Raw genomic sequence first — 26,747 nt, 5'->3', positions numbered from 1 at the left:
ACTCAAGCGTTGGTAATATTGGCTCGCAAGCTTGCTCGAGTGGTGTTCGCTCTACTGAAAGGGCAAAGCGAATATCAGCCAAAGGTTGGTTGAGGGTTGCCCCTCAACCATAGAATCTCCCACAGTTTGATCGCAGGGTGTCAGGTAGATAGGTGTCGCCTGTCAGGCCGTCTTCGCAGACAAGCCAGCTCCCACATTTAGATCGCGGTGCCTCAGCCAGATCAGCGTCGGCTGTCAGTCCCTCGCCACAGATTTAACGTTGTGCCGTAGTTGTGTAGATACCTATGCCGCGATGAGGCCGGTGCAGGCCACCTCAATTCAATGCTCGTACTCCGGCCTTTCAGCCAACCCCACCTTCAAGAAATCCACCAACTTCCTCACCTTCGGCGACAAATGCCGCTGCTGCGGATACAACGCCCACACCGCAGTATTCGGCGGTTGATGAGCCTCCAGCAACGACACCAACGCCCCGCTGTGCAGATGCTCCAGCACGTAGTAGTCCGGTAACTGGCACAAGCCCATGCCTTGCAATGCCGCATCCAGCACCGCTTGCCCACTGTTGCAGCGCCAATTGCCTTGTACCCGCTGGGAAAATTCCCGCCCGTCCTGGGCCATTTGCCAGATATCCGAGCTGCCAATCAGGCAGTTGTGCCGGCTCAACTCCGACAAGCTGTGTGGCCGACCGTACCGTTCGAGGTAGGAGGGCGACGCACACAGGTACATGCGCCGAGGCGCCAGGCGGCTGGCAACCATGCGCGAGTCTTGCAAACGTCCCAGGCGGATGGCCAGGTCGAGGCCTTCGTGGACCAGGTCCAGTGAGCGATTGGTCAACTCGATGTCCACGCGCAGTTGCGGATAGTGCGCCATAAAGCGTGTCACCAGCGGCACGATAAAACGCTCGCCATAGGCCACGGCGCAGGTCATGCGCAACATGCCCTTGGGTTCGCTGGTCAAGTCGCCCACCGCGCGCAAGGCCTCCTCGCGACCGTCCTGCAGGCGTTGGCAGTGTTGCAGGAAGGTCTGGCCGGCTTCGGTCAGCGTCACCTTGCGTGTGCTGCGGTACAGCAATCGGGTTTGCAGGCGTTCTTCCAGGCGCGCCACTTGCCGGCTGACGTGGGAGGAGGATACCCCCAGTCGCTCCGCCGCTGCCGTGAACTGGCTGCATTCGGCCACCGCGACAAACTCGTCAATGCCTTCCCAGCGGTTCTCCAGCATGTTGATTGTCCCTGTACGGCAATAATGTTTTGCTTTTGCCTGGATTATTCATCAAAGGGCGATGTTTTACACTCACAGCCTTAGTTTTTAACCCGATGGAGAAACCCGGATGATCAAGTCCCGCGCCGCCGTAGCCTTCGAAGCCAAGAAGCCCCTTGAGATTGTTGAAGTGGATGTCGCCATGCCCAAGGCTGGCGAGGTGTTGCTGCGGGTGGTCGCGTCCGGCGTGTGTCACACCGACGCCTACACCTTGTCGGGCGCTGATCCGGAAGGCATCTTTCCGTCGATCCTGGGCCATGAAGGCGGCGCAGTGGTCGAAGCCATCGGCGAGGGCGTGACCTCGGTGGCTGTGGGCGATCATGTGATCCCGCTGTACACCCCGGAATGCGGCAAGTGCAAGTTCTGCCTGAGTGGCAAGACCAACCTGTGCCAGGCCATTCGCGCCACGCAGGGCAAGGGCTTGATGCCGGATGGCACCACGCGTTTCTCCTACAAGGGCCAGCCGATTTTCCACTACATGGGCACCTCGACGTTCTCCGAGTACACCGTGCTGCCGGAAATCTCCGTGGCCAAGATTCCTAAAGAAGCGCCGCTGGAAAAAGTCTGCCTGCTCGGTTGCGGTGTCACCACCGGCATCGGTGCGGTGATCAACACCGCCAAGGTCAAGCCGGGCGATACCGTGGCCGTCTTCGGCCTGGGCGGCATTGGTCTGTCGGCGATTATCGGCGCGGTCAAGGCCAAGGCCGGTCGCATCATCGCCATTGATATCAACCCGGCCAAGTTCGAAATCGCCAAGCAACTGGGCGCCACTGATTGCATCAACCCGAAAGACTACGACCGCCCGATCCAGGACGTGATTGTCGACCTGACTGATGGCGGCGTGGACTTTTCCTTTGAATGCATTGGCAATGTGCAACTGATGCGTGCGGCCCTTGAGTGCTGCCACAAAGGCTGGGGCGAATCGGTGATCATCGGTGTGGCCGGTGCTGGCCAGGAAATCGCTACACGTCCGTTCCAACTGGTCACCGGGCGCGTCTGGCGTGGTTCAGCGTTTGGTGGCGTGCGCGGTCGTACCGAATTGCCAAGCTACGTGGAAATGGCCCAGACCGGTGAAATCCCGCTGGATACCTTCATCACCCACACCATGGGCCTGGAAGATATCAACAAAGCGTTTGACCTGATGCATGAAGGCAAGAGCATTCGTACCGTCATTCACTTCTGAGGTCGGCCATGAGTCTGGAAAACCTGTCATGCCAGAAGAGCTTCGGCGGCTGGCATAAACGTTACAAGCATCATTCCGATGTGCTGGGTTGCGACATGACCTTTGCCGTCTACCTGCCGCCGCAAGCGGAGCAGGGCGGCAAGCTGCCGGTGTTGTATTGGCTGTCCGGGTTGACCTGTACTGACGAGAACTTCATGCACAAGGCCGGCGCCCAGCGCATGGCTGCCGAACTGGGCTTGATCATCGTCGCGCCAGATACCAGCCCCCGTGGCCCTGGCGTGCCGGGCGACCCGGACAATGCCTGGGACTTCGGCCTCGGCGCGGGCTTCTACCTCAATGCCACCCAGGAACCCTGGGCCAAGCACTATCGGATGCATGACTACGTGGTGCAGGAATTGCCGGCATTGGTAGAGGCGCATTTCCCTGCCTCCGATAAGCGCGGTATCAGCGGCCACTCCATGGGGGGGCACGGTGCGCTGGTCTGTGCATTGCGCAATCCTGGACGTTACCTGTCGGTGTCGGCGTTTTCGCCGATCAACAACCCGATGGACTGTCCGTGGGGCCAGAAGGCCTTTTCCCGTTATTTGGGGGAAGAGCGTTCGAAATGGCGCGAATGGGATGCCTGCGTGCTGATCAGCGAAGCCTCGGAAAAGTTGCCGCTCTTGGTGGACCAGGGCGATCGCGACGATTTCCTTGAGGTCCAACTCAAGCCCGAAGCCCTGCAGCAAGCGGCCAAGGCGGCCAACCATCCGCTGGAACTGCGCCTGCAGCCTGGCTACGACCACAGCTACTTCTTCATCGCCAGCTTCATCGAAGACCATTTGCGGCATCATGGTCGTGCTTTGCTCGGTTAATCCGAGGCAAAAGTAGGTAGAATCACGCCCTGAATTAAATCGGGGCGTTTTTTTTATGCGTATTGGCCACGGCTACGATGTGCACCGTTTCGCTGAAGGCGATTTCATCACCCTGGGCGGCGTGCGCATTGCACACCACCATGGGTTGCTGGCTCATTCCGACGGCGACGTGGTCTTGCACGCCTTGAGCGATGCCTTGCTCGGCGCGGCGGCATTGGGCGATATCGGCAAGCACTTTCCGGACACTGATCCCACCTTCAAGGGCGCGGACAGCCGTGTGTTGCTGCGCCATGTGGTCGGTCTGATCCACGCCAAGGGTTGGAAGGTCGGCAACGTCGATAACACCATCGTCGCCCAGGCGCCAAAAATGGCCCCCCATATCGAAGCGATGCGCGCAGCGATCGCCGCAGACCTGCAAATTGAATTGGATCAAGTCAACGTGAAAGCCACCACCACCGAAAAACTCGGGTTTACCGGTCGTGAAGAGGGCATCGCAGTGCACTCCGTCGCCTTGTTGCTGCGCGCATGAACGACCTGCAACTGCTGGGCCCGCTGGCCTATGGCGAGGCCCTGGGCAGCGCGGTACTGAAGGCCACGGCTGAAGACTTCCAGGTTGATGAGGTGCTGGACATCCCGCTGACCGGCGATGGCGAGCACCTGTGGTTGTGGGTGGAAAAGCGCGGCTTGAACACCGAGGAGGCCGCACGGCGTATCGCCAAGGCTGCTGGCGTACCGTTGCGCACCGTCAGCTATGCCGGGCTCAAGGACCGTCAGGCCCTGACCCGCCAGTGGTTCAGCGTGCAATTGCCCGGCAAGGCCGACCCGGACATGAGCGGCGCAGAAAACGACACCCTCAAGATCCTGAAAACCGCCCGTCACAAGCGCAAGCTGCAGCGTGGTGCCCATTCGGCCAACGGCTTCACCCTGCGCCTGACCCAACTGGCCGGCGACACCGCTGCCATCGACGCACGTCTGCAGTTGATTGCCCGGCACGGCATCCCCAATTACTTCGGCACCCAGCGTTTTGGCCACAACGGCGGCAACGTAGTAGACGCTCGCGAGTGGGCTGCTCGCAAGGCCCTGCCCGAGCAGCGCAACGTGCGCTCGCGCTTGCTGTCCACGGCTCGCAGTTACCTGTTCAACAAAGTATTGGCGGCCCGCGTCGCCGATGGTTCATGGCAGCGAGCGCAAGTCGGCGATCTGCTGGCATTTACCGACAGTCGCAGTTTTTTTCCGGCCGGGGAAGCTGAATGCAGTGACCCGCGCCTGGCGATCCTGGACCTGCATCCCACCGGCCCGCAGTGGGGCGAAGGCGATTCGCCGGCGAAAGGTCTTACATATGAGCTGGAACAATCTGTCGCTGCTGGCGAAGCTGACCTACGTGATTGGCTGGTGAAGGCGGGAATGAGCCAGGAACGTCGCATTCTGCGACTGCCCATTGGCGGGTTGACGTGGCATTATCCCGGGCCTGACATTCTGCAATTGGAATTCGTCCTGCCGGCCGGATGCTTCGCCACTGTCTTGGTGCGCGAGCTTGTTGATCTGGTGCCGGTGGGGCAGACGGACAGCCCATGCGTATTCTGATATCAAACGATGACGGTGCCACCGCACCCGGTCTTGCCGCGCTCCATGCTGCGCTGCAGGATTACGCCGAGTGCGTGGTGGTTGCCCCCGACCAGGACAAGAGCGGCGCCAGCAGTTCGCTGACGCTCGACCGTCCGCTGCACCCGCGGGTCCTGGCCAATGGCTTTATCAGTGTCAACGGCACTCCCACCGACTGCGTGCACCTGGCAATCAACAGTTTGCTGGAGCACCAGCCAGACCTGGTGGTCTCGGGAATCAACCTGGGCGCCAACCTGGGCGATGACGTGCTGTATTCCGGTACCGTGGCGGCGGCCCTTGAAGGGCGCTTCCTGGGCCGCACCGGCTTTGCCTTTTCCTTTGCCTCGCGGCAATTGGATAACCTGGCGACGGCGGCCTACTACGCGCGCAAGTTGGTGGAGGCCCATGCTTCCCTGGACCTGCCGCCGCGTACAGTGCTCAACGTCAATATCCCCAACTTGCCCCTTGACCACATTCGCGGTATCCAGCTCACACGCCTGGGCCATCGCGCCCGTGCGGCCGCGCCCTTGAAGGTGGTCGACCCACGCGGCAAGGAAGGCTATTGGATCGCCGCGGCCGGCGACGCCGAAGATGGCGGCGAGGGCACGGACTTTCATGCGGTGATGCAAGGCTATGTCTCCGTTACCCCGTTGCTGTTTGATCGCACCTTCAGTGATGCCTTCAGTGGCCTTGATGGCTGGCTGGAGGGACTGCGTTGATGGCTCGTGAACAAGACGACTTGTTGCGCCGTGGCATCGGGATGACCTCCCAGCGCACCCGGGAGCGGTTGATCCAGCGCCTGTATGAAGAAGGCTTGTCCAACGCGCAGGTGCTGGAAGTGATCCGGCGCACGCCGCGGCACCTGTTTGTCGATGAGGCCCTGGCGCATCGCGCCTATGAAGACACGGCGTTGCCCATCGGCCACAACCAGACCATCTCCCAGCCCTACATGGTCGCGCGCATGAGCGAGCTGCTGCTGGCGGCGGGGCCTTTGGACAAGGTGTTGGAGATTGGCACCGGCTCCGGTTACCAGACGGCCGTGCTGTCGCAATTGGTAGAGCGGGTGTTTTCGGTCGAGCGCATCAAGGTGCTGCAGGACCGGGCCAAAGAGCGTCTGGTGGAGCTGAACCTGCGCAACGTGGTATTCCGCTGGGGCGATGGCTGGGAGGGCTGGCCGGCGCTGGCGCCCTACAACGGTATCATCGTCACCGCCGTGGCCACCGATGTGCCGCAAGCCTTGCTGGATCAATTGGCACCTGGCGGGCGGTTGGTCATCCCGGTGGGCTCCGGCGAAGTGCAACAGTTGATGCTTATTATCCGTGAGGACGAAGGTTTTTCCCGGCATGTACTCGGTGCCGTGCGTTTCGTACCTTTGCTCAACGGCCCGCTGGCCTGATCATTTATTCGCGCGCAGTGAATTCTGTAAGCGGGGATGTGTCTTACGGCGGGGTCTATTGAATCAACATGCCTGGCAGCCACGATTAAACATGATGAATTTTTCCTTTCAGTCATGTGCCAGTAAAAAGCCAATGCCCAGTTATACTTGCGTCATATTTCAAGCCTGATCCAGGCGTTAACGTTCAGCCACCACAAAGGGAGCGGCGGGTGAGTCTCACAGGTCCTGCGCAGCGAATGAGTAAAACAAGCTTTCAGCGACTGGTGCTTGGCCTTGTCTTGAGTTCCTTATTGGCAGCCTGCTCGAGCACGCCATCCGGTGGTGCGCGGGTCGTTGACCGTACCAACGCAACCCCACAAAGACCCACGGTGACCACTGGCCAATACGTGGTGCGCAAAGGCGACACCCTGTTCTCGATTGCCTTCCGTTATGGCTGGGATTACAAAGCGCTGGCCGCCCGTAACAACATTCCTGTGCCGTATACGATCCATCCAGGGCAGACCATTCGTTTCGATGGCCGCTCAGGTTCTGCACCTACGGCAGTTGTGACAAAGTCGGGATCTTCGCCATCGTCCTCCAGCAAGACCACCATCATTACCCGGCCTGCAGGCAGCGCCGCGCCTGCGGTTGCGAGCAAGCCGGCACCCGCGCCGTTGCCACCCGCCGGGCCTGCGCCGACCGGTTGGGGATGGCCTTCAAACGGAGTGTTGATTGGAAAATTCTCTTCAAACGGTAGTTTGAATAAAGGCATTGATATCGCCGGGGATTTGGGACAGCCTGTTTTAGCTGCGTCTGATGGGACAGTGGTGTACGCCGGGAGTGGTTTGCGGGGCTACGGCGAGCTGGTCATCATCAAACACAGCGATACCTACGTCAGTGCCTACGGTCATAACCGCAGGTTGTTGGTTCGGGAGGGGCAGCAGGTCAAGGTCGGACAGACGATTGCCGAAATGGGGTCAACGGGCACAGACCGGGTGAAACTGCACTTTGAGATTCGCCGCCAAGGGAAGCCTGTAGATCCGCTGCAATTCCTGCCCCGTCGTTGATGTGTTGCACAGCCTGTTCCCTCACGTAGAAGGAACAGGCTCCAGCGTTGCCAAGGATAGAGGCGTCGCTTGAGCTTGAGGTCGAACTCACCAAAGGACTATAACAATGGCTCTCAGTAAAGAAGTGCCGGAGTTTGACATCGACGATGAGGTTCTCCTTATGGAGGCCAGCATCGATTTGGAAACGATGTCAGATAATGAAGGGGTATCACCACCTTCAGTTCGCACCAAATCCAAAAATGCTGCTGCGTTGAAGCAGCACAAGTACGTTGACTACACGCGGGCGCTCGACGCGACCCAGCTGTACCTCAATGAAATCGGCTTTTCCCCTCTGTTGACCCCCGAAGAAGAAGTCCATTTTGCGCGTTTGTCGCAGAAGGGTGATCCGGCTGGGCGTAAGCGCATGATTGAAAGCAACCTGCGCCTGGTGGTGAAAATCGCCCGACGCTACGTCAATCGTGGGCTGTCCCTTCTGGACCTGATCGAGGAGGGCAACCTGGGCTTGATCCGGGCTGTGGAGAAGTTCGACCCTGAGCGGGGCTTCCGTTTCTCCACCTACGCCACCTGGTGGATTCGCCAGACCATCGAACGGGCGATCATGAATCAGACCCGCACGATCCGGTTGCCGATCCATGTGGTCAAGGAGCTCAACGTCTACCTGAGGGCAGCGCGTGAGCTGACGCAAAAACTCGATCATGAACCCTCGCCTGAAGAGATCGCCAACCTGCTGGAAAAACCGGTAGGGGAGGTCAAGCGCATGCTCGGCCTTAACGAGCGTGTGTCTTCGGTGGATGTCTCGCTGGGGCCGGATTCGGATAAGACCCTGCTGGATACCCTGACCGATGATCGTCCAACAGACCCTTGCGAGCTGTTGCAGGACGATGATCTTTCCCAAAGTATTGACCAGTGGCTGTCAGAGCTCACGGACAAGCAGCGTGAAGTGGTGATTCGCCGCTTCGGCCTGCGCGGCCATGAGAGCAGCACCCTGGAGGATGTAGGCCTGGAGATTGGCCTGACCCGTGAGCGGGTGCGGCAGATCCAGGTAGAGGGCCTCAAGCGCTTGCGCGAGATCCTGGAGAAGAATGGCTTGTCGAGTGAGTCGTTGTTCCAGTAACAACGCAGCTTGAAGGTTTGAATGTGGGAGGGGGCTTGCTCCCGAAAGCAGTGTGACAGTCGCTGATGTGTTGACTGATGCACCGCATTCGGGAGCAAGCCCCCTCCCACATTTTTTTGTGTCCGACATTACATCGGTGTGGCGCACCAAATTCCAGGCATAAAAAAACCCCGCTTTTAAGGGCGGGGTTTTTTCGACTAAGTCAGTACAAGTTAGATAACTTGAACTTCTTCAGCTTGCATGCCTTTCTGACCGCGGGTAGCGATGAAAGAAACCTGTTGGCCTTCTTTCAGGCTTTTGAAGCCGTCGGATTGGATAGCTTTGAAGTGAACGAACAGGTCGTCACCGGATTGTGGAGTGATGAAGCCGAAGCCTTTTTCATCGTTGAACCACTTAACGGTACCAGTTTGGCGATTAGACATGGTGTATCTCCTTGGACAAAGTTAACTGCGACTCAGGAAAAGCCCTGGCCGAGACTGAGTGCAAAGAGCAGGAAAAATTCTTGGAGATGGTTGGATCGAAATTCAACATATCGTGTAGAGATTCTCAGTGACACAAGCAGCACAGTGGCGCCACCTTAACCCTTTTTCCGGAACGTGCCAATGGTATTTCCGAAGGTTTCTCTATTTTCGTGACTGGCGGTGGTATTTACAGTCATTGCCGCCGACCATCCGGGCCCCGGCCACGCTGGCTGCGGCTTATAGCTGGCGGTGCATTCATCAAGAAAACCCGTGCGGCCTTTGAACCCCAACGCCGGCCCCGGTAAGATGGCCCACAGATTTTTTTCGCCTCGCTATTCAGGACACCGCCATGAGCATCAAATCGGACAAGTGGATTCGCCGCATGGCGCAGGAACACGGCATGATCGAGCCGTTCGTCGAACGCCAGATTCGTGGTGAAGGCGACGAGCGCGTGATTTCGTACGGCGTTTCCAGCTATGGCTACGACGTGCGTTGCGCCGATGAATTCAAGGTGTTCACCAACATCAATTCGGCGATCGTCGATCCGAAAAACTTCGACGAAAAGAGCTTCGTCGACGTCAAGAGCGACGTGTGCATCATCCCGCCCAACTCTTTCGCCCTGGCGCGCACCGTGGAGTTCTTCCGTATTCCTCGCGACGTGCTGACCATCTGCCTGGGTAAAAGCACCTACGCCCGCTGCGGCATTATCGTCAACGTCACGCCGCTTGAGCCTGAGTGGGAAGGCCACGTGACTCTGGAATTCTCCAACACCACCACCTTGCCGGCGAAAATCTACGCCAACGAAGGCGTGGCACAAATGCTGTTCTTGCAGTCCGACGAGGCCTGTGAAGTGTCCTACAAAGACCGTGCGGGCAAGTATCAGGGCCAACGCGGCGTCACTCTCCCACGCGCTTGATCTAAAGCTCCTACGGGCAAAGGGAATTTGTCTGCAGAAAGTGACTCTATCTAGGTGTACTGCTTCGGCGCGTGTGAAACGCGCCGGGCCATACTTGAGGAGTACCCTATGAAGATCGACCCGCGAATCAGCGCAGAACTCGCCCGGCTTGAACCCAACCAGATTGGTGTTCTGGCCTGGTCCTTGATGGCCAACCCCGCGCACGCGGGTGGCATCCCCGGTCAACCCGAACCTGATTACCCGCAGCCTACCGAGCCGGGTGAGCCGACCTTACCGGACGAGCCACCACCCGCGCCTGTTGCCTGATACCTGAGCGGGCCTTTATCGATTCATTGAATCGGCCAGACTTGGTGATCGCCGATCACAAAGATTCGGTGGTCCTGGGCCTGCTCCACGGCATAACCCCCTGTAAACGCGCCAAAGGCTGGCAGCAGGCTAACCTGAGCGCCGATCTGGAAGCACGGCAAGCGCAGCCGTTGGCGCCCTTTGCCTCGCAGGTGGTACACCGGATGCACATGCCCCGCCAGTACATGGTGGCTGGCGTGTGCGTCTGGCTCATGTTGCAAGGCGAAAGGGCCCATCAGCAGAGGCTCCGCGACCACCTCGATGCCCAAATCCAGCGGTGGGTCGCCGGCGCGTTTGTCGTGATTGCCGCGAATCAAGGTCAGGGCCAGTGGGCGATTGCGCTCACGCCAGGCCCGGATTGCGTTCAGGGTGCCGCTGGCGTGAGAGCCGGGGCCGTGCAGGAAATCGCCGAGAAAGATCAACTGCGCGCAGGGCACGGCCGTTAACAGCCTGTCCAGGCGTTCCAGGTTGGCCGTAGTCGTGCCCTGTGGCACCGGTTGCCCCAGGCTGCGATAGGCCGACGCCTTGCCAAAATGCGCATCGGCAATCAACAGGCATCGACGTGCGGGCCAATAAACGGCCTTGTCCGGCAATAGCCATAGCTCTTCGCCTTCCAGCATCAGTGGGTAATGCATCAGCCTTGCCCTTTGTCGGCGACTTTTTCCAGGTCCTTGACCATCCGCGCGATGCGCTCCGAGAGTTTTTCCGAGCTCATGCTTTCGCGCATCCGTTCTACCAGCAGCGGAAAGGCCAAGGGCGTGGGCCGCTGGATCGTGTGCAGGTCCAACTTCAACGTCGACAGATGATTCAGCGTCTGTTCCAGCCGGCGAATATCCAATTCATCACGCAGAACCTCTTCCCCGGCCTGGGCCAGCAGCAGGTTCTGCGGGTCATATTGCTTGAACACCTCAAAGAACAAACCGCTGGAGGCCTGCACTTGTCGCGTGCTTTTGGGCGCGCCGGGATACCCGGCAAAGACCAGCCCGGCGATTCGCGCAATCTCGCGAAAGCGGCGCAGGGCCAGTTCGCCGGCATTGAGGCTGGCGATCACGTCAGCCAGCAGGTCTTGGGGGCTCAACAACTGGGTATTCAACAGTCGTGGCCACTGCACCTCGGTGGCGCTCAACAGCTCCAGGCCATAATCATTCACCGCAATCGAGAAGGTCAGCGGCTGCTGTTGGCTGACCCGCCAGGCCAGCAAACTGGCCAAGCCCAGGTGTACCTGGCGGCCAGCGAAGGGGTACAGAAACAGGTGCCAGCCTTCCCGCGACCGCAGGGTTTCAGCCAGCAAATGCTCACGGGTCGGCAGGCCGGACCAGCGCAATTGGGTGTGCAGCAGCGGTTGCACCGCCTGCATTTCCGGGCCGTCGAAGTGCCCATGCGCGGCGGCATCAAAACGCTCGACCACCGCCTGGGCCAGTTCGTTGGAAAGCGGCATGCGCCCGCCGTTCCAGCGTGGCACGGCGGCTTTTTTCGCGGTGCTGCGGCGTACATAGGCGGTCATGTTTTCCACACGCACCAGCTCCAGCAAGCGCCCGGCAAACAGAAACCCATCCCCCGGCTTGAGCCTTGCAATAAAGCCTTCCTCGACACTGCCCAGGTTCTTGCCGCCGCCGCCTTTGCTCCAGAACTTGAGCTGGATACTGGCATCACTGACGATGGTGCCGACACTCATGCGATGGCGGCGTGCGAGGCGTGCATCCGGGACACGCCAGATGCCCTGTTCATCGGGCTCCACGCGGCGGTAATCCGGATAAGCGGTGAGTGACAGGCCACCATGGCGCACGAACCCCAGGGCCCAGGCCCAATCCGCTTCGGTGAGGTCGCGATAGGCCCAGGCGCCGCGCACTTCGTCCAACAGTGCCGCCGGGGTAAAGCCGCCGCCCAAGGCCATGCTGACCAGGTGTTGTACCAGCACATCCAACGGCTTGTAAGGTGATTCCCTCGCTTCGATGCGCCGTTGGGCGATTGCATCCTGGGCGGCCGCCGCCTCCACCAACTCGAGGCTGTGGGTTGGCACCAGGGTTACCCGTGAGGGCCGCCCAGGCGCGTGGCCGGAGCGCCCGGCGCGTTGCATCAACCGCGCTACGCCCTTGGCGGACCCGATTTGCAGCACCCGTTCCACCGGCAGGAAGTCCACGCCCAGGTCGAGGCTGGAGGTGCACACCACCGCCTTGAGCTGCCCGTCTTTCAACGCCCGCTCCACCCAGTCGCGGGTCTCGCGCGATAACGAACCGTGGTGCAGGGCAATCAAGCCGGCCCAGTCCGGACGCGCGTCCAGAATCGCCTGGTACCAGATCTCCGACTGCGCCCGGGTATTGGTAAACACCAGGCAACTGCTGCTGGCCTCCACCTCATTGACCACCTGCGGCAACATCTTCAAACCGATATGCCCGGCCCAAGGGAAACGCTCGGTGACCGCCGGCAACAGGGTGTCGACCTTCAGCGCCTTCGCCGTTTGCCCCTGCACGTTGACCCCGCCACCCTGTGGGACCAAAACCTCCAACGCGTGAGCCTGATTACCCAAGGTCGCTGAAATGCCCCACACCATCAATTGCGGATGCCAGCGTCGCAAGCGTGCCAGCGCCAGTTGCAACTGCACGCCGCGCTTATTGCCGATCAGTTCATGCCATTCATCCACGATGACCATGCGCAGGTGCGCCAGGCTGGTCTCACTGTCGGCACGGGCCAGCATCAACGTTAGGCTTTCCGGGGTGGTGACCAGGGCGGTGGGTTGGCGACGGGTCTGGCGCGCGCGTTCACTGCTGCTGGTGTCACCGGTGCGCAGGCCCACGCTCCAGGGGATCTGCAACGCCTCCAGTGGGGCTTGCAGGGCGCGTGCGGAGTCGGCGGCCAAGGCGCGCATCGGCGTGATCCACAGCACGCTCAGCGGCTCGGCAGGCGGTTTGCGTTTGCCTGTGGCGGGCGGGCGGGTGATGGCGAAACGGTTGAGGGCGGCAAACCACAGGGCATAGGTTTTACCCGCCCCGGTGCTGGCATGCAGCAACCCCGACTGGCCGGCCTTGACCGCGGCCCATACCTCTTTCTGAAAGGCGAATGGCTTCCAGCCTTGGGTGGCAAACCATTGCTTGGCGAAGTCGTGGTTTTTTGCCATGCGGCAGCGGACGCTCTGGAGGGGTTAGTTCAAAGACCCCTGAGGCAGCGCCGACGTTCCACTGTAGGAGCGGGCTTGCCCGCGAAAAAGGCCCAGGCACCGCGTTTATCCAGGATGCCCGCGTTATCGTTGACGATTTTCGCGAGCAAGCTCGCTCCTACTTCAAGTTGCCGCTCAAAAATTGTTGCAGGCGTTCGCTCTTTGGATTGCCCAGCACATCCTCTGGCAGGCCTTGCTCCTCCACCAGGCCTTGGTGCAGGAACAGCACTTGGCTTGAGACCTTGCGCGCAAAGCTCATCTCGTGGGTCACCATGATCATGGTGCGGCCTTCTTCGGCCAGGCCTTGGATCACCTTCAACACTTCGCCCACCAGCTCCGGGTCCAGGGCTGATGTGGGTTCATCGAACAGCATCACCTCCGGCTCCATCGCCAGGGCGCGGGCGATGGCGACGCGCTGCTGCTGGCCACCTGAGAGGAACGCCGGGTATTGATCAGCCACGCGCGCCGGCAGCCCGACTTTGTCCAGGTAGCGGCGGGCGCGGTCTTCGGCGTCCTTCTTGCTGCAACCCAGCACGCGGCGCGGGGCCATGGTGATGTTTTCCAGCACGCTCATGTGGCTCCACAAGTTGAAGTGCTGGAACACCATCGCCAGCCGTGTGCGCAGGCGTTGCAGCTCGGCGTCGTCGGCCACGCGCATGCCATGGCGATCGCTGACCATGCGGATCGCTTGGCCGTCCAGGGTCATGGCGCCATCGTTGGGGGTTTCCAAAAAGTTGATACAGCGCAGGAAGGTACTCTTGCCTGAGCCACTGGCGCCGATCAGGCTGATCACATCACCGGTCTTGGCCTTGAGCGACACACCTTTGAGCACTTGATTGTCGCCATAGCTTTTGTGCAGGCCTTCAACGGTCAGTTTGTACATGGGGCGTGCATCCTCAAGGCGAAAGTAGATAACCGCTGCGGTAGGCCTGTGTGCCGGCGACATGGCAGATCACCATGCCGGCCGTGGCCATGCGACGTAGCGAGCGGGCGTAAAGCAGCCCGGCGTGCTGGCAGTGCACAGGCGTTACGCGGTCTGTAATGGGGTCGATGATGTCGGCGACCCATTGCCCGGCTTCCAGGTATTCGCCTGGCAGAGCGTTGAATACCAGCAAGCCCCCCACCGGGGTGGTCACCGGCTCCACCGCCGCCAGCGGCGTAGCCGGGTAGGCCAGGGCAGGCAAGGGGGCTGCATCGCCGTGAATGGCGCCGAAGTGGATCAAATAATCAATGATGGCCTGGCAGTCCAGCGCGGCGAGGCCGTGGTTGACATCGCCCTGGCCGCGCAATTCGACGGTGACTGACAAGCTGCCCATGGGGATCGGGTAGCGTTCGCCGAAGCGTTGCTGCAACTGCCACCACACCAAGGTGAAACATTCGTCAAAAGACTGCCCGCCGGAATCGGTAGCCAGCAGGTTGGCCTCCGAACCCAGGTAGCGCGCCAAGGGTTCTACCTGCGGCCAGGCGTCGGGCGTGGTGTACAGGTGCGCCACGGCTTCGAAGTCGCAATGCAGGTCCAGCACCACGTCGGCATCACAGGCCAGGCGTTGCAGCACCAGGCGTTGGGAGTGCAACTGGGTCTGGGCGGTGTGCGCGGCCAGGGCGTGGGACAGTGCGCTGCGGATCAATTGGGCATTGCGCTGAGGATCATCGCCCAGCAGGCCTTCGACCTGGTTGCCGACGTCTTCGCTGAGGTCGACGAACAGGCGATTGAAGTTCTGCCCGCTTTCCAGTTCGTAGCGGCCCAAGGGGATGTCCATCAACACCTGTTCGAGGCCCACCGGGTTGGCGACCGGCACCAGCACGATTTCGCTGCGCAAGCGCCCGTTCGCTTCAAGCTCTGCCAGGCGCGCCTTCAAATGCCACGCCACCAGCATGCCGGGCAACTCATCGGCATGCAGAGAGGACTGGATGTACACCTTGCCATCGGGCTGCTGCGGGCCGAAGTGAAAACTGTGGATCTGCCGCGCCGTGCCGGGCACGGGCGCGATCAGGTCATGTAGCTGGTGGCGCATGCAAACTCCTTAGTGGCTCGGCCCGAGGAAGGCCAGCCAACGACGTTCCGCCAGGCGAAACAGGCCGACCAGGGCAAAGGTCACCGTCAGATAGATCAGTGCGGCAATACCGAACGACTGGAAGGTCATGAAGGTGGCGGAGTTGGCATCCCGCGCCACTTTGAGGATGTCCGGGATCGTTGCGGTAAAGGCCACAGTGGTTGAGTGCAGCATCAGGATCACTTCGTTGCTGTAGTAGGGCAACGAGCGTCGCAACGCCGAAGGCATGATCACATAGGCGTACAGCTTCCAGCCGCTGAGGCCGTAAGCCTTGGCCGCCTCGACTTCGCCGTGGGCCATGCTGCGGATCGCCCCGGCGAAAATCTCCGTGGTGTAGGCGCAGGTGTTGAGGGCGAAGGCCAGCAGGGTGCAGTTCATCGCATCGCGAAAGAACGCATCCAGCACCGGTTGTGCCCGCACGGCGGCAAGGCTGTAGATGCCGGTGTAGCAGATCAGCAATTGGATATAGAGCGGCGTACCGCGAAACAGGTAGGTGTAGAACTGCACGGGCCAACGCACCAGGCGCTTGCGCGAGACGCGGGCGATGGACAGCGGGATCGACACCAGAAAGCCGATAACCAGTGAGCCACTGAGCAACCACAAGGTCATGGCCAGGCCGGTGATGTGCTGGCCGTCGCTATAAAGAAACGGGCGCCAGTATTCCTGCAATAGCTCGATCATCGCACTGCCTCCCGGGCGCCTGCGGAGTAGCGACGTTCAAGTCGGCGCAAGACAAAGTTGGAGGCGCTGGTGATCAACAGGTAGATCAGCGCCGCCAGCACCAGAAAATAAAACAGTTGATAGGTGCTCTTGCCGGCATCCTGGGCGGCTTTCACCAGGTCTGCCAGGCCGATGATCGACACCAGCGCGGTGGCCTTGAGCATCACCATCCAGTTATTGCCGATGCCCGGCAGCGCAAAGCGCATCATCTGCGGGAAGGTCACGTAGCGAAACCGCTGCCCGCGCTTGAGCCCGTAGGCAGTGGCGGCTTCGAGTTGGCCACGGGGCACGGCGAGGATCGCGCCGCGAAAGGTTTCGGTGAAATACGCCCCATAGATAAAGCCCAGGGTGATCACCCCGGCGCTGAACGGGTCGATCTCGATGTATTCCCATTCCATAAAGTCGGTAAAGCCGCTGAGCCAGGTTTGCAGGCTGTAGAAAATCAGCAGCATCAGCACCAGGTCCGGCACCCCGCGAATCAGGGTGGTGTAGAGCTGGGCGGGGATACGCACAATGGCCAGGCTGGACAGTTTGGCGCTGGCGCCGAGCAGGCCCAGCAAGACGCTGACGGCCAGGGACAGCACCGACAACTTGATGGTCATCCAGGTACCTTGCAGCAACAGCGGGCCGAAACCCTTCAGGCTGAATGCGCTCAGCCCGAGGGTTTGCAACAGATCTTCGAACATAAATCAGGACCTATGGCGATAAAAAAGCGCCCCGCCCGAAGCAGGGCGCCCCAGGCATTATTTGCCGCTGTACAGGTTCAGATCGCCAAAGTGTTTCTTCTGGATAGTGGCGTAGGTGCCATCATCGTGTAACGCTTTGATACCTTTATCCAAAAGCGCCTTGAGTTCAGTGTTACCTTTTTTGATACCGACCGCGGTTTTCGACGGCAGCAGCGGGTCGTCGATCGCGGCGCTCACTTCATAGCCGGCACCGGCTGGCGACTTGAGAAAGCCCAGTTCGGCTTGCAGCATGTCCTGCACAGAAGCGTCGAGGCGCCCGGAGGTCAGGTCGGCGTACACCTGGTCCTGGTTGGCGTAAGCCTTGGTGGTCACCCCGGCTTTATCCAGCACAGCCTTGGCGTAGGCTTCCTGGATGGTGCCTTGCTCGTAGCCGACGGATTTGCCCTTGAGAGATTCTGGCGTCGAATAGCCAGCGCCTTTCTTGAACACCAGTGAAGTCGGGCCGGAGAACAGCTCGGAGGAGAAGTCGATGGCCTTCTCGCGCACTGGGGTCACGGTCATCGACGAAATCACGCCATCGAATTTATTGGCTTTCAGGCCCGGGATCATGCCGTCGAAGTCACTTTCGACCCACTTGCACTTGACCTTCAGCTCCGCGCAGATCGCATTGCCCAGGTCGATATCGAAGCCCACCAGGCTGCCGTCGGCGGCCTTGGATTCGAACGGTGCGTAGGAAGGGTCGACACCAAAACGCAATTCCTTGTATTCCTTGGCTGTAGCAACACCAGCAGCCATGCACAGAGCCAGTGCAGAAAGGGTCAGCAATGCTTTTTTCATTAGGTAATCCCTGGAAACCAAGATAAGCGCTTGTGGCGCGATTAGGACTGTTACTGAACGGTGTCAGACCCATCACAAGTAGCAATTTCTGCACCATAGTTCCGGATGGGCTTTTTAAAAGGTGGGATAAGGCAGTTTCAAGTGTAGGCGGTGCCCGAAAGTGGGCATGGAATTTCCAGTGCACCATTCTGGATCGGTCGCTGATCAAAAGGTGGGAGCTGGCTATATCAGGTCAGCAGATCTTGTAGCGTGGCCAGGTTGTCCGCTTCTTCCACCGCCTTGTCCTGGCGCCAGCGCAGCATCCGCGGAAACCGCACGGCAATCCCGCTCTTGTGCCGCTTGGACAGGGCAATCCCCTCGAAACCCAGCTCAAACACCATGCTCGGCGTCACGCTGCTGACCGGGCCGAATTTCTCCACCGTGGTTTTGCGCACAATGGCGTCGACCTTGCGCATTTCCTCGTCGGTCAGCCCGGAATACGCCTTGGCGAACGGCACCAGGGTGCGCTCGCTGCCTGGCGGGCCGTCCCATACGGCGAAGGTGTAGTCACTGTAGAGGCTGGCGCGCCGACCATGGCCGCGCTGGGCGTAGATCAACACGGCGTCGACGCTGAAGGGGTCGACCTTCCACTTCCACCACAGGCCCATGTCCTTGGTGCGGCCCACGCCGTAGAGGCCCTTTCGATCCTTGAGCATCATGCCTTCCACCCCCAGGCTGCGAGAGGCTTCGCGCTGCGCGGCCAAGGCTGCCCAGGTCTTGCCTTCCAGCAAGGGCGAGGGCAATAACACCGGTTGGTTGCACGCCGCGATCACCTGTTCCAATTGGGTACGACGTTCGGCCTGGGTGTGGTTGCGCCAGTCGTCGCCCTGATATTCCAGCAGGTCGTAGGCGAGCACCGCCACTGGCGCATCCTCTAGCACTTTTTTACTCAAGGTCTTGCGGCCAATGCGCTGTTGCAGCAGCGCGAAGGGTTGCACCGAGTCTTTCCACACCACGATTTCGCCATCAATCACCGTACCGTCGGGCAGGCCACTGATCAGGCTGTGGAGTTCAGGGAAACGTTCAGTCAGCAACTCTTCACCGCGAGACCAGACCCACAGGCGCCCCTCGCGCTTGACCAGTTGTGCGCGAATGCCATCAAACTTCCATTCCACCTGCCAGTCGGCGGGCGGACCGAGGATGCTGTCGAATTGCTCAACCGGTTGCGCCAGCCCGTGAGCCAGAAAAAACGGATAGGGCTGCCCGCCACGTTGCGCGTGCTCGTCGGATGATTCGGCGGCGATCAGCTTGAGGTAGCCTTCGCCTGTCGGACGGTTCGACAGGTCGGTGTAGCCCACCAGCCGCTGCGCCACGCGCTTGCTGTCGAGGTCGGCCATGGCGGCGAGGGCGCGGGTCACCAGCAGTTTGGACACCCCGACCCGGAAGCTGCCGGTGATCAACTTGATGCACACCATCAGGCTCGGTTGGTCCAATTGCGCCCAGAGCGCGGGCAGCCGTTCTGCCAGGTCCATGGGCGGTAGGCCGCGCAGGGGCAGCAGTTTTTCTTCCAGCCATACGGCCAAGCCGTCTTCGGAGGTGTAGGTGGATTCTGGCAGGAGCAGGGAGATGGTCTCGGCCAGGTCACCCACCGACTGGTAGCTCTCTTCGAACAGCCAGGGTTCGATACCGGCCGCTTCGGTGGCCATGTCCCGTAGCAGACGTGTCGGCACCAATTGCCGTGGCCGCCCACCGCTGAGAAAGTACACGGCCCAGGCCGCATCGGCCGGTGGCGCCTGCAGGAAGTAGGCTTGCAGGGCCGCGAGCTTGGCATTGCTGGAGGTGGTGGCGTCGAGGTTGGCGTACAGCTCGGCGAAGGCTTTCATGCCGTGACCTCTTCTTCGTCATCGCCGTATTCGGTGCTGAAACCTTGGGCATCCAAGCCCTTTTCCCGCAGGTGACGCACCAACACACCCACCGAACCATGGGTGACCATCACCCGGTGTGCGCCGGTTTGTTCGATGGCCCACAACAAGCCAGGCCAGTCGGCGTGGTCCGAGAGCACGAAGCCACGGTCCACACCGCGCCGCCGCCGTGTACCGCGCAGGCGCATCCAGCCGCTGGCGAAGGCGTCGCTGTAGTCGCCAAAACGACGCATCCAGGTACTGCCTCCGGCAGAGGGCGGGGCGATGATCAGGGCTTGGCGCAGCAGTGGGTCGGTTTTTTTGAAGTCGCCGGCATACAGGGTCTCGGGGATGTAGATGCCCGCTTCGCGATACACCCGGTTCAACGGCTCTACCGCGCCGTGGCTGAGGATCGGGCCGATGCTGGCGTCCAGCCCATGGAGGATGCGTTGAGCCTTGCCGAAGGAGTAACAGAACAGCACGCTGGCTTTGCCGTTGGCGATATTGGCCTGCCACCAGTCATTGATCCCGGCAAAAATCTGCGCCTGGGGCTGCCAGCGGTAAATCGGCAGGCCGAAGGTGGATTCGGTGATAAAGGTGTGGCAGGGCACCGGTTCGAAAGGCGCGCAGGTGCCATCGGGCTCGACCTTGTAGTCGCCAGACGCCACCCAGACTTCGCCCTGGTATTCCAGGCGTACCTGGGCCGAACCCAGTACATGCCCGGCCGGATGAAAACTCAAGGTCACGCCGTGATGCACCAACCGTTCGCCGTAGGCCAGGGTTTGCAGGTTGATGTCCTGGCCCAGGCGCCAGCGCAGGATGCCTTCGCCGGGGGCGGCGGCCAGGTAGTGTTGATTGCCGGTGCGGGCGTGGTCGCCGTGGGCGTGGGTGATGACTGCGCGTTCCACTGGGCGCCAGGGGTCGATGTAAAAATCACCGGCAGGGCAGTAGAGGCCTTCGGGGCGGGCGATGACGAGGTCCATGGGGTGGCCGGGGCGGTGGGCTTGTTACTTATGAGGCGGGGCTGGGTCTAGAAGTTCTATTTGAATGCGGGCAGTGCAAAGGTGGGTTTGCCTTCGATGTTGGCCTGATGTCCCGCGATCCAACTGGGGGGGGGCCTGCGATGACGGCCTCCCAGCCGACACCTATCTACCTGATACCCCACAATCCAACTGTGGGAGCGGGCTTGCTCGCGAAGGCGGCCTAACAGTCAACACAGTTGGACCGGGTACATATCCGTTATTTAGGTAACGGCCACTTAGGGTTCCGCCCTGACGGCGGGTCACTTTGGAAAAGCCCCAAAGTAACCAAAGGGCTCTTGCCCCACCACTCGGCACCTCGCTTGGGCTCGGTGTGCCCGTAATCCGCCAGTGATTTGGGGGGCCGCCGCCACGCGCCATCCATGGCGCGGGGCGGCTAAACCGGCATCCCTGCCGGTTTACCCCCCAAATCCCTGTCGAATTCCGGCCAGCGTGGTTTAACGGGGCGCCTAAGATCAAAAGCAGATCAAGAGCAAGATCAAGAGCGGCTCGCTTCGCATCGTGGTTACTCGGCTGCTATCGCAGGCAGGCCCGCTTTATCCGGTTTCGTCACTGGAAACCGGTTTACTTACCGGGCGTCAGGGTCAACCTTGTCTTGCCGTACACCTTCTCAAAATTCTGCGGCTGCATCGGAAAGCTCAGGTATTGCGCCTTCAGCGACGGGTCGATGCCGCTGGCATAGTTCGGGCTGGCCGGGTTGCCGGATTGGCCGATGCCGCCCTGGCCCATCATTGGCTCCGTCTGGCCGAAGTCGATGATCATGCGCAGCGCCGACACTTGGGTCGCGTTGAAATCCTGGCCCCAGGTGTACGGTGCCGGGTTCAGGGTGTTGTGATCGCCACCGCTGGCGAAGGGGCCGCGGATGACCTGGCCGCTGGTATTTTTCCATGTGGTGCTGTGCAGCTTGCCCCACTGCCAGGCCTTGTGATCGGCGCCCAATTGGCTGTCGCCAGTAGTGATGGCGGCGGCCAGGGTGCGGGCCAGGATCGCAGGTTTGTCTTCTTTTTGCGCGGTACGCGTGTCATCCCAGAACGGGCTGTCTTCACGGCCCAGCAGGTGGTCGGCGATGGCCGAGTAGGACAGGCTGGCGTTGCTGACGAAGGCTTTCCAGCTGGCGCTGTTTTCCGGGCCTAGTTTGTCGAGGAAGATTTGCCGGGCGCTTTCTTGCAGGAACAGTTCATAGATCGCCGCGTCAGCCGAGGTGGTCGCCAGTCGACCATCGAAGGCCATCAGGCGCTCGAGTGCTTCGCGGGCCTTGGCGCGTTCCGCTGCCGGCAATGCATCGATGGCCTGCTTGAGGGGCTGGGCCATGCCCGGCGCCTGGAACATATTCTTGAGCTTGGCGGCGAAGAGGGTGGTCTGGTCGTATTGCATGGCAATCAGGCTGCGGCTGTCATGCTTGCCGGCGTTAGCCAGTTGCGCCAGGCGTTCGCTGCGTTCCGGTGCATCCCAGGCGTTGGACAGTTGCATGCCGTAGCCACGCGGTGCGGTGCGCTGGTTGGCGGTGCCGATCCAGCCCTGGGCCGGGTCTTGGTCGTACGGGTGCAACATTGCGTCGGCGTAGCCGTCCCAGTCAAAGCGCGTGTCCCAGCCCGGCGATGGCAACAGGCCTTCGCCTTCGCGGCGGTTGGGGAAGCGGCCAGTGACTTGCCAGCCGATGTTGCTGGCGTCGGCGAAGATCATGTTCAAGGCGATGGCGCGAATCTCGCGGGTGGCATCCGAGGCTTTGCCAGCGTTTTGGGCACGGGACAGGTCGAAGAATGCATCCAGGCTCTTGTCGTCCTTGAAGTCGGCGGTTTGCAAGGCCAGGCCAAGGCCGCTGGTGAGCGCCTGGCTGCTGTTGAGCAGGGCGCCGTGGCGGGTTTCGTACACCACTTCGCGAATCGAGCGCTGGCCCTTGATGAAGAAGGTTTCGTTGCGCACGCCGGCCGGCAGCCATTTGCCGTTGTTCTCGTAGTACAGCGCGTTGCCCTGGCGTTTGACCTTCTCCAGGAACAGGTCCTGGGTGTCGCCCTTGACCGCGCTCATGCTCCACGCCACTTTGCCGTTGAAACCGGAGAGCAGGGTCGGCAGGCCGGCAATCGAAGCACCGGCGGCCTGGTATTTGGGCGCACGAATCTGCACGTAGTTCCACGGCGACGGTGCTTGTGGCTGCGCGGCGATGTCGTTGGCCAACAGGCTCTTGGCGCTGCGGCTGCGTTGCGGGCCAATGGCCCAGTTGCTTGAGGTGGTGACGCCCAGGGCGTTGAGGCTGCGCAATTGCTGGCCTACCGTTTCCAGCCCGGCGAGGCCGGTGATCTGGCTCAGGTTGACGCCTTTGAGCTTGTCGGCTTCTGCCAACGGGACGGGTTCGTCCGGTGCGCTTGGGGTGAGCCAGGCGAGTTTGTCGACGCCGACCTTTTGCGCCAGCACCAGGGACGAGAGCTCCCCCTGCAGGTTGCTCGACTGGCTGAAATTGAGCAGGCAGAACAGCAGCGCCGAATCTTCCGGCTTCCAGTACTCGGGCTTGTAGCCGCTCTGGGCCAGGTCCGCCGGCAGCTTGTCGCGGTAGCGGAACAGGTAGGCGTTGACGCCTCGGGCATACACTTCAAAGAAGCGTTTGAGGCGTGGCGATGAGGCGTTGTACAACTCGCCAGCGCTTTTCTTGAGGTTGACCGCCCGCATGAAGCGGTCGACGTCCAGCACTTGCGGCCCCGACATTTCCGCCAGACGGCCCTGAGCCAGCAGGCGGAGGGTGACCATCTGGGTGATGCGGTCGCTGGCGTGCACGTAACCGAGGCTGAACAGTGCGTCGTGGAAGGTGTTGCTTTCGATCAGCGGCATGCCTTGGGCATTGCGGCGCACCGACACATTCTGTGCCAGGCCCTTGATCGGCTGCACGCCAGCAACGGGCGGTAGGGTGCCCTGGGTGTTCTGGAGCTGGCAACCGGCCAGGCCCAAGGCACTGACCACTGCCGCGGCAACGCCGAACCGGGGAAGAAAATGTAAGAGGGCTGGCGAGGCCATGGCAAAGCTCCTGCGGGGGGTAGCGTCAGTAAAGGCGCTACGTTAGTGAGCGCGGCGAAACGACGCAAGCGGGAGTTTTGGGTTAAGCATTAGAACTTGAGTCAGGCGCAGACCTGTGTGGGAGCGGGCTTGCTCGCGAAAGCAGTGTATCAGTCAGTGTCTGTATCAACTGACGGAACGCATTCGCGAGCAAGCCCGCTCCCACATTTGATCGCATGTAACCTTGGATCAAGGCTGGGGCGGGGGCCGCCGGCATTTTGATCTTCAGTACTTAAGCACCGTGGCACTTCTTGAATTTCTTCTCGCTGCCGCACGGGCAGGGGTCGTTGCGACCGACGTCCTTCAACGCATTGCGCACCGGCTCTTGGTGAGCGTGGCCGCAGTTCGGGCCGTGGACATGGCCGTGGTCGTGATCATGGTGGTCATGATCGTGGTTGCAGTCAGGACCATGGACATGGGGTTGCTGTGTCATCGATGTTGCTCCGGAATAAAATCGCCGGGGATTATCTCGCCATTGTGTGCCACCTGCACGTCATTACCGATGAATAATCCGGTTTTCAGTTCGCCCTCTAAACGATAAGGCACGGGCCGGTCGGGATTTTTCAGCATCTGCACCACCTCACGCACCTGTGGCCAGAGGTTGGTGCGCACCGAGACCTTGAAGAATTTATGCCCGCGTGGCGGTACGGTCAGCCACTCGTTGGACTCGCCTTCGGTCAATACCAGGTTGCCCAGGCTGACCTTGTAGACCAGGCCACGCACGGTCAGGTCGGCGTCGTCGCGGTTGTCCACGCGAAAGTACAGCTTGAATTTCTGCTCCAACAGCTTGGCCCGCACCACTTCGACCTTGACCAGGGAAACGTGGGGCGGCGGCGTGTCGTCTTCGAACCAGGACGCGCAGCCGGTCAGGCCCAGGGTCAACGCCAGCATCAAGCTATACATCCGAAGCATGGCGTTTTCCCCGTCAAGTGATTAGAAGTAGCTGGAACAGCACTTCTTGAATTTCTGCCCACTGCCACACAAACAGGCGTCGTTACGTCCGGCCTTCACTTCTACCGTAGGGTCGATGAAGTACCAGCGCCCCTCATTCTGTACGAAAGAAGACTGCTCGCGGTGACTATGTTCACCAGTAGCGTCATGCCAGCGCGCGGTAAAGGTGACAAAGGCATGTTCCGGCTGGCCGCCGAACACCTCGGAGCTTTCCACCTCAAGGCCCAGCCAGGTGCTTTGGGCACTCCAGGCGGCAATGGCGTCGCGGTCCAGGCCGGCCTGTTGCGCAGGCAGCGTAGTGGCGACCAGGTAATCGACCAGGCCCAGCACATAGGCGCTGTAGCGCGAGCGCATCAACGCGCTGGCGCAGGGGGCCGGGTGACCGGCGTGATAATGGCCGCAGCAGGCATCCAGCAGATTGCCACTGCCGCACGGGCAAATGGATGTACTCATCGGGTTACCACCAATACTTTCCGAAGTTTTCCGGGTTGGCCCAGAAGCGGGCGTTGAGCCAGTCCGGCACCTGTTTATAGTCAAGCAGATCATAGGTAAACAGCGTCAGTACCTGATCATCGCGTTGGAAGCGTTCGCCGGCTTGCAGGGCCAGGGAGAAAAAGTCGGTGTCCTTCCAGTCGCAGGCGCCCAGGTCGGCCAGCACGGCGATGCGGCTGGCGTTGAGGTTACGAATGCCACCGAGCAGGGTCAGGCCTTGGGGCTTGGTCAGGTGCTCCAGGCAGTCGACCACCAGCGCGAGGTCAAAGCGCTGCACCGCGAGGTTTTCCGGCAATGGCCCTGGCGGGGCATAGAACACCTCGGTATCCGGGTGCGCAGCTTTGAAAGCATCCAGCGCCGGAAAATGGCTGGCGCCCACTAATAACAGGCGTTTTGGCCTGTGAAGGTCCAGCAGGGCCGCCAAGGCTTGTTGGGGCGTACGGGCAGAAATTCCAGCGGTCATTGCAGATCCTCGCATCAAGACCGTAGAGACTAGCGCGGCTGGGCGCGTGGGCCTAGAGCGCGGCGGTCGATAGCCGCCGGGGGAGAACTGAAGTTTTTTGATCCTTCACTGGCAAATCGCCTGTAGAAGTCGTTACTGTGCGCTCAAAGAAAAATTTGAAAACACTCAGGAGCCCCATGATGCGTAAGGTTTTTCTGTTGGCCCTGTTGGTCAGCCCCGTTGCCCTGGCCCAGAGCGTCAGTGTTGAAACCAATTCGTTGATGCGTTTGCCCAGCAGCACCAGCGTGTTGCAACTCGAGCGCCTGGACGTGGCGGACTACGGCACCTTGCTGATTCCGGCCACCATCAGCCAAGTCACGGTGGATGAGCTGCACTTGGGGCGCGACGCACGCATCACCATTGTTCCCGGCAATACCGCACTGCAAATGCAAGTGCGCGATGCGCAGTTGGAGCACGGTAGCCAGATCACCTCACGGGGCGCTCCCGGCACCCACGAAAAACCCGCCAAGGCTGGGCGTGACCTGACCTTGCGCATTAACTCGCTGACCGCCGAAGCGCTGTCGGTGGATGCCCGTGGCGGCGCCGGCGCCCAAGGGTATGCGGGCCTGGATGGTGCCAACGGCGTGGACCCGGGTTGCACCTGGGGGTCAGCCGGGCGCGGTTTCAATGGCGATAACGGCGGCGATGGCCGGCCAGGGGCAGCGGGCGCCCAGGTACGCCTGGAGTTGCCGCAGGCGTTCCCGGCTGAACAGATCAAGGTCTGGGTCGATGGCGGGGCCGGAGGCCTGGCAGGTGTTGCAGGTAAACCCGGCAAGGGTGGGCAATCCAAGGGCTGCCTGGTGTACCGCGCGGACGGCGGCGAAAAGGGCCGTCCAGGGTTGGAAGGGCAACCGGGGCCGGCTGGTCCTGCGGGGTCTGTGACTATCCAGCGGCTCTGATTCGCCTGGCCTTACGCCATCGCCGGCAAGCCATAGGTATCTACACATTTTCGGCGCGATGCTGGACCTGTGGCGAGGGAGCTTGCTCCCGCGACGGCCTGACAGTCGACGCTTATCTACCTGACGCCCCGCGATCAAATTGTGGGAGCTGGCTTGTCGGGTCGCCGCATCGCTGCGAAGACGGCCTGACAGTCAACACAGTTGGACCGGGTACATATCCGTTATTTAGGTAACGGCCACCTAGGGTTCCGCCCTGACGGCGGGTCACTTTGGAAAAGCCCCAAAGTAACCAAAGGGCTCTTGCCCCACCACTCGG

Annotated in this window: 27 protein-coding genes; 11 read left to right on the top strand and 16 right to left on the bottom strand. The window is 60.9% G+C overall.

What is annotated here, in order from left to right:
• Positions 1-318: 318 nt before the first annotated feature.
• Positions 319-1,215, bottom strand: coding sequence for a LysR substrate-binding domain-containing protein (locus tag MF6394_RS31455; protein ID WP_078468217.1), 897 nt, complete (start codon positions 1,213-1,215; stop codon positions 319-321).
• A 109-nt stretch (positions 1,216-1,324) separates the two neighbouring features.
• Between MF6394_RS31455 and MF6394_RS31450 the strand changes: the two genes are divergently transcribed.
• The 8 genes from MF6394_RS31450 (at position 1,325) to rpoS (ending at position 8,449) form a co-directional block, all read left to right on the top strand.
• A complete protein-coding gene (locus tag MF6394_RS31450; protein ID WP_003189203.1) occupies positions 1,325-2,437 on the top strand; it encodes an S-(hydroxymethyl)glutathione dehydrogenase/class III alcohol dehydrogenase in 1,113 nt (370 codons plus the stop codon).
• A gap of 8 nt (positions 2,438-2,445) precedes the next feature.
• A complete protein-coding gene (fghA, locus tag MF6394_RS31445; protein ID WP_047710232.1) occupies positions 2,446-3,291 on the top strand; it encodes an S-formylglutathione hydrolase in 846 nt (281 codons plus the stop codon).
• A 55-nt stretch (positions 3,292-3,346) separates the two neighbouring features.
• Positions 3,347-3,820, top strand: a complete 474-nt coding sequence (ispF, locus tag MF6394_RS31440) for a 2-C-methyl-D-erythritol 2,4-cyclodiphosphate synthase (RefSeq protein ID WP_032893173.1) — start codon at positions 3,347-3,349, stop codon at positions 3,818-3,820.
• Complete coding sequence (truD, locus tag MF6394_RS31435) at positions 3,817-4,875, top strand: tRNA pseudouridine(13) synthase TruD (protein ID WP_078468216.1); 1,059 nt, start codon at positions 3,817-3,819, stop codon at positions 4,873-4,875. Before ispF ends, truD begins: the two co-directional genes overlap by 4 nt.
• Positions 4,863-5,612, top strand: coding sequence for a 5'/3'-nucleotidase SurE (surE, locus tag MF6394_RS31430; protein WP_003189210.1), 750 nt, complete (start codon positions 4,863-4,865; stop codon positions 5,610-5,612). Before truD ends, surE begins: the two co-directional genes overlap by 13 nt.
• Positions 5,613-5,653: 41 nt before the next feature.
• Positions 5,654-6,289: a protein-L-isoaspartate(D-aspartate) O-methyltransferase gene (locus MF6394_RS31425; RefSeq protein WP_169850588.1), complete on the top strand. Its 636-nt coding sequence runs from the start codon at positions 5,654-5,656 to the stop codon at positions 6,287-6,289.
• 209 nt (positions 6,290-6,498) lie between these two features.
• Entirely contained in the window at positions 6,499-7,335 is an 837-nt protein-coding gene (locus MF6394_RS31420) for a peptidoglycan DD-metalloendopeptidase family protein (RefSeq protein WP_044272608.1), read from the top strand.
• A 106-nt stretch (positions 7,336-7,441) separates the two neighbouring features.
• On the top strand, positions 7,442-8,449 hold the full coding sequence (gene rpoS / locus MF6394_RS31415) for an RNA polymerase sigma factor RpoS (protein WP_032893168.1): 1,008 nt from the start codon (positions 7,442-7,444) through the stop codon (positions 8,447-8,449).
• A gap of 212 nt (positions 8,450-8,661) precedes the next feature.
• Here the strand turns inward: rpoS and MF6394_RS31410 are convergent, their stop codons facing one another.
• Positions 8,662-8,871, bottom strand: coding sequence for a cold-shock protein (locus MF6394_RS31410; RefSeq protein ID WP_002554837.1), 210 nt, complete (start codon positions 8,869-8,871; stop codon positions 8,662-8,664).
• 388 nt (positions 8,872-9,259) lie between these two features.
• Here MF6394_RS31410 and dcd point away from each other — a divergent pair, with 388 nt between their 5' ends.
• Together dcd and MF6394_RS31400 are read left to right on the top strand one after the other, a co-directional pair.
• Positions 9,260-9,826: a dCTP deaminase gene (gene dcd / locus MF6394_RS31405; RefSeq protein WP_003189215.1), complete on the top strand. Its 567-nt coding sequence runs from the start codon at positions 9,260-9,262 to the stop codon at positions 9,824-9,826.
• A gap of 108 nt (positions 9,827-9,934) precedes the next feature.
• Positions 9,935-10,132 (top strand): hypothetical protein, encoded by a 198-nt coding sequence (locus tag MF6394_RS31400; protein WP_005785769.1) that lies wholly within the window; start codon positions 9,935-9,937, stop codon positions 10,130-10,132.
• Positions 10,133-10,155: 23 nt separating this feature from the next.
• On the opposite strand, the gene pdeM is transcribed toward MF6394_RS31400, so the two are convergent.
• The 14 genes from pdeM to MF6394_RS31330 form a co-directional block, all read right to left on the bottom strand.
• On the bottom strand, positions 10,156-10,806 hold the full coding sequence (pdeM, locus tag MF6394_RS31395) for a ligase-associated DNA damage response endonuclease PdeM (RefSeq protein ID WP_047710233.1): 651 nt from the start codon (positions 10,804-10,806) through the stop codon (positions 10,156-10,158).
• A complete protein-coding gene (locus tag MF6394_RS31390) occupies positions 10,806-13,286 on the bottom strand; it encodes a ligase-associated DNA damage response DEXH box helicase (RefSeq protein WP_078468215.1) in 2,481 nt (826 codons plus the stop codon). The genes pdeM and MF6394_RS31390 overlap by 1 nt, the downstream gene beginning before the upstream one ends.
• A 157-nt stretch (positions 13,287-13,443) precedes the next feature.
• Positions 13,444-14,208, bottom strand: coding sequence for an ABC transporter ATP-binding protein (locus MF6394_RS31385; protein WP_034126849.1), 765 nt, complete (start codon positions 14,206-14,208; stop codon positions 13,444-13,446).
• Positions 14,209-14,221: 13 nt separating this feature from the next.
• Positions 14,222-15,340 (bottom strand): succinylglutamate desuccinylase/aspartoacylase family protein, encoded by a 1,119-nt coding sequence (locus MF6394_RS31380; RefSeq protein ID WP_078468214.1) that lies wholly within the window; start codon positions 15,338-15,340, stop codon positions 14,222-14,224.
• Between the two features lie 9 nt (positions 15,341-15,349).
• On the bottom strand, positions 15,350-16,060 hold the full coding sequence (locus MF6394_RS31375) for an ABC transporter permease (protein ID WP_044272623.1): 711 nt from the start codon (positions 16,058-16,060) through the stop codon (positions 15,350-15,352).
• Positions 16,057-16,785: an ABC transporter permease gene (locus MF6394_RS31370; RefSeq protein ID WP_003189227.1), complete on the bottom strand. Its 729-nt coding sequence runs from the start codon at positions 16,783-16,785 to the stop codon at positions 16,057-16,059. Before MF6394_RS31370 ends, MF6394_RS31375 begins: the two co-directional genes overlap by 4 nt.
• 57 nt (positions 16,786-16,842) lie before the next feature.
• On the bottom strand, positions 16,843-17,622 hold the full coding sequence (locus MF6394_RS31365; protein WP_033902768.1) for a transporter substrate-binding domain-containing protein: 780 nt from the start codon (positions 17,620-17,622) through the stop codon (positions 16,843-16,845).
• 227 nt (positions 17,623-17,849) lie between these two features.
• Positions 17,850-19,484, bottom strand: a complete 1,635-nt coding sequence (locus MF6394_RS31360) for an ATP-dependent DNA ligase (RefSeq protein WP_078468213.1) — start codon at positions 19,482-19,484, stop codon at positions 17,850-17,852.
• Positions 19,481-20,485 carry a ligase-associated DNA damage response exonuclease gene (locus MF6394_RS31355; protein WP_044272627.1) on the bottom strand — a complete coding sequence of 335 codons (1,005 nt, stop codon included), beginning with the start codon at positions 20,483-20,485 and terminating at the stop codon, positions 19,481-19,483. The genes MF6394_RS31360 and MF6394_RS31355 overlap by 4 nt, the downstream gene beginning before the upstream one ends.
• Positions 20,486-21,106: 621 nt before the next feature.
• Positions 21,107-23,548 carry a penicillin acylase family protein gene (locus MF6394_RS31350; protein ID WP_047710238.1) on the bottom strand — a complete coding sequence of 814 codons (2,442 nt, stop codon included), beginning with the start codon at positions 23,546-23,548 and terminating at the stop codon, positions 21,107-21,109.
• Between the two features lie 271 nt (positions 23,549-23,819).
• Positions 23,820-24,020, bottom strand: a complete 201-nt coding sequence (locus MF6394_RS31345; protein WP_003189235.1) for an SEC-C metal-binding domain-containing protein — start codon at positions 24,018-24,020, stop codon at positions 23,820-23,822.
• Complete coding sequence (locus MF6394_RS31340) at positions 24,017-24,499, bottom strand: LEA type 2 family protein (protein WP_032893153.1); 483 nt, start codon at positions 24,497-24,499, stop codon at positions 24,017-24,019. The genes MF6394_RS31345 and MF6394_RS31340 overlap by 4 nt, the downstream gene beginning before the upstream one ends.
• Before the next feature lie 21 nt (positions 24,500-24,520).
• Complete coding sequence (locus MF6394_RS31335) at positions 24,521-24,991, bottom strand: YchJ family protein (RefSeq protein ID WP_003189238.1); 471 nt, start codon at positions 24,989-24,991, stop codon at positions 24,521-24,523.
• A gap of 4 nt (positions 24,992-24,995) precedes the next feature.
• On the bottom strand, positions 24,996-25,493 hold the full coding sequence (locus MF6394_RS31330; protein ID WP_034134824.1) for a DUF6231 family protein: 498 nt from the start codon (positions 25,491-25,493) through the stop codon (positions 24,996-24,998).
• A 179-nt stretch (positions 25,494-25,672) separates the two neighbouring features.
• On the opposite strand from MF6394_RS31330, the gene MF6394_RS31325 reads away from it, so the two are divergent.
• Positions 25,673-26,431, top strand: coding sequence for a hypothetical protein (locus tag MF6394_RS31325; RefSeq protein ID WP_047710240.1), 759 nt, complete (start codon positions 25,673-25,675; stop codon positions 26,429-26,431).
• Positions 26,432-26,747 lie beyond the last annotated feature (316 nt).

The organism is Pseudomonas sp. MF6394 (assembly GCF_002018845.1).
GTDB lineage: Bacteria > Pseudomonadota > Gammaproteobacteria > Pseudomonadales > Pseudomonadaceae > Aquipseudomonas > Aquipseudomonas lactis.
Note: the sequence above shows the minus strand (reverse complement) of the source record. Positions and strands in the feature narration are given on the sequence as shown.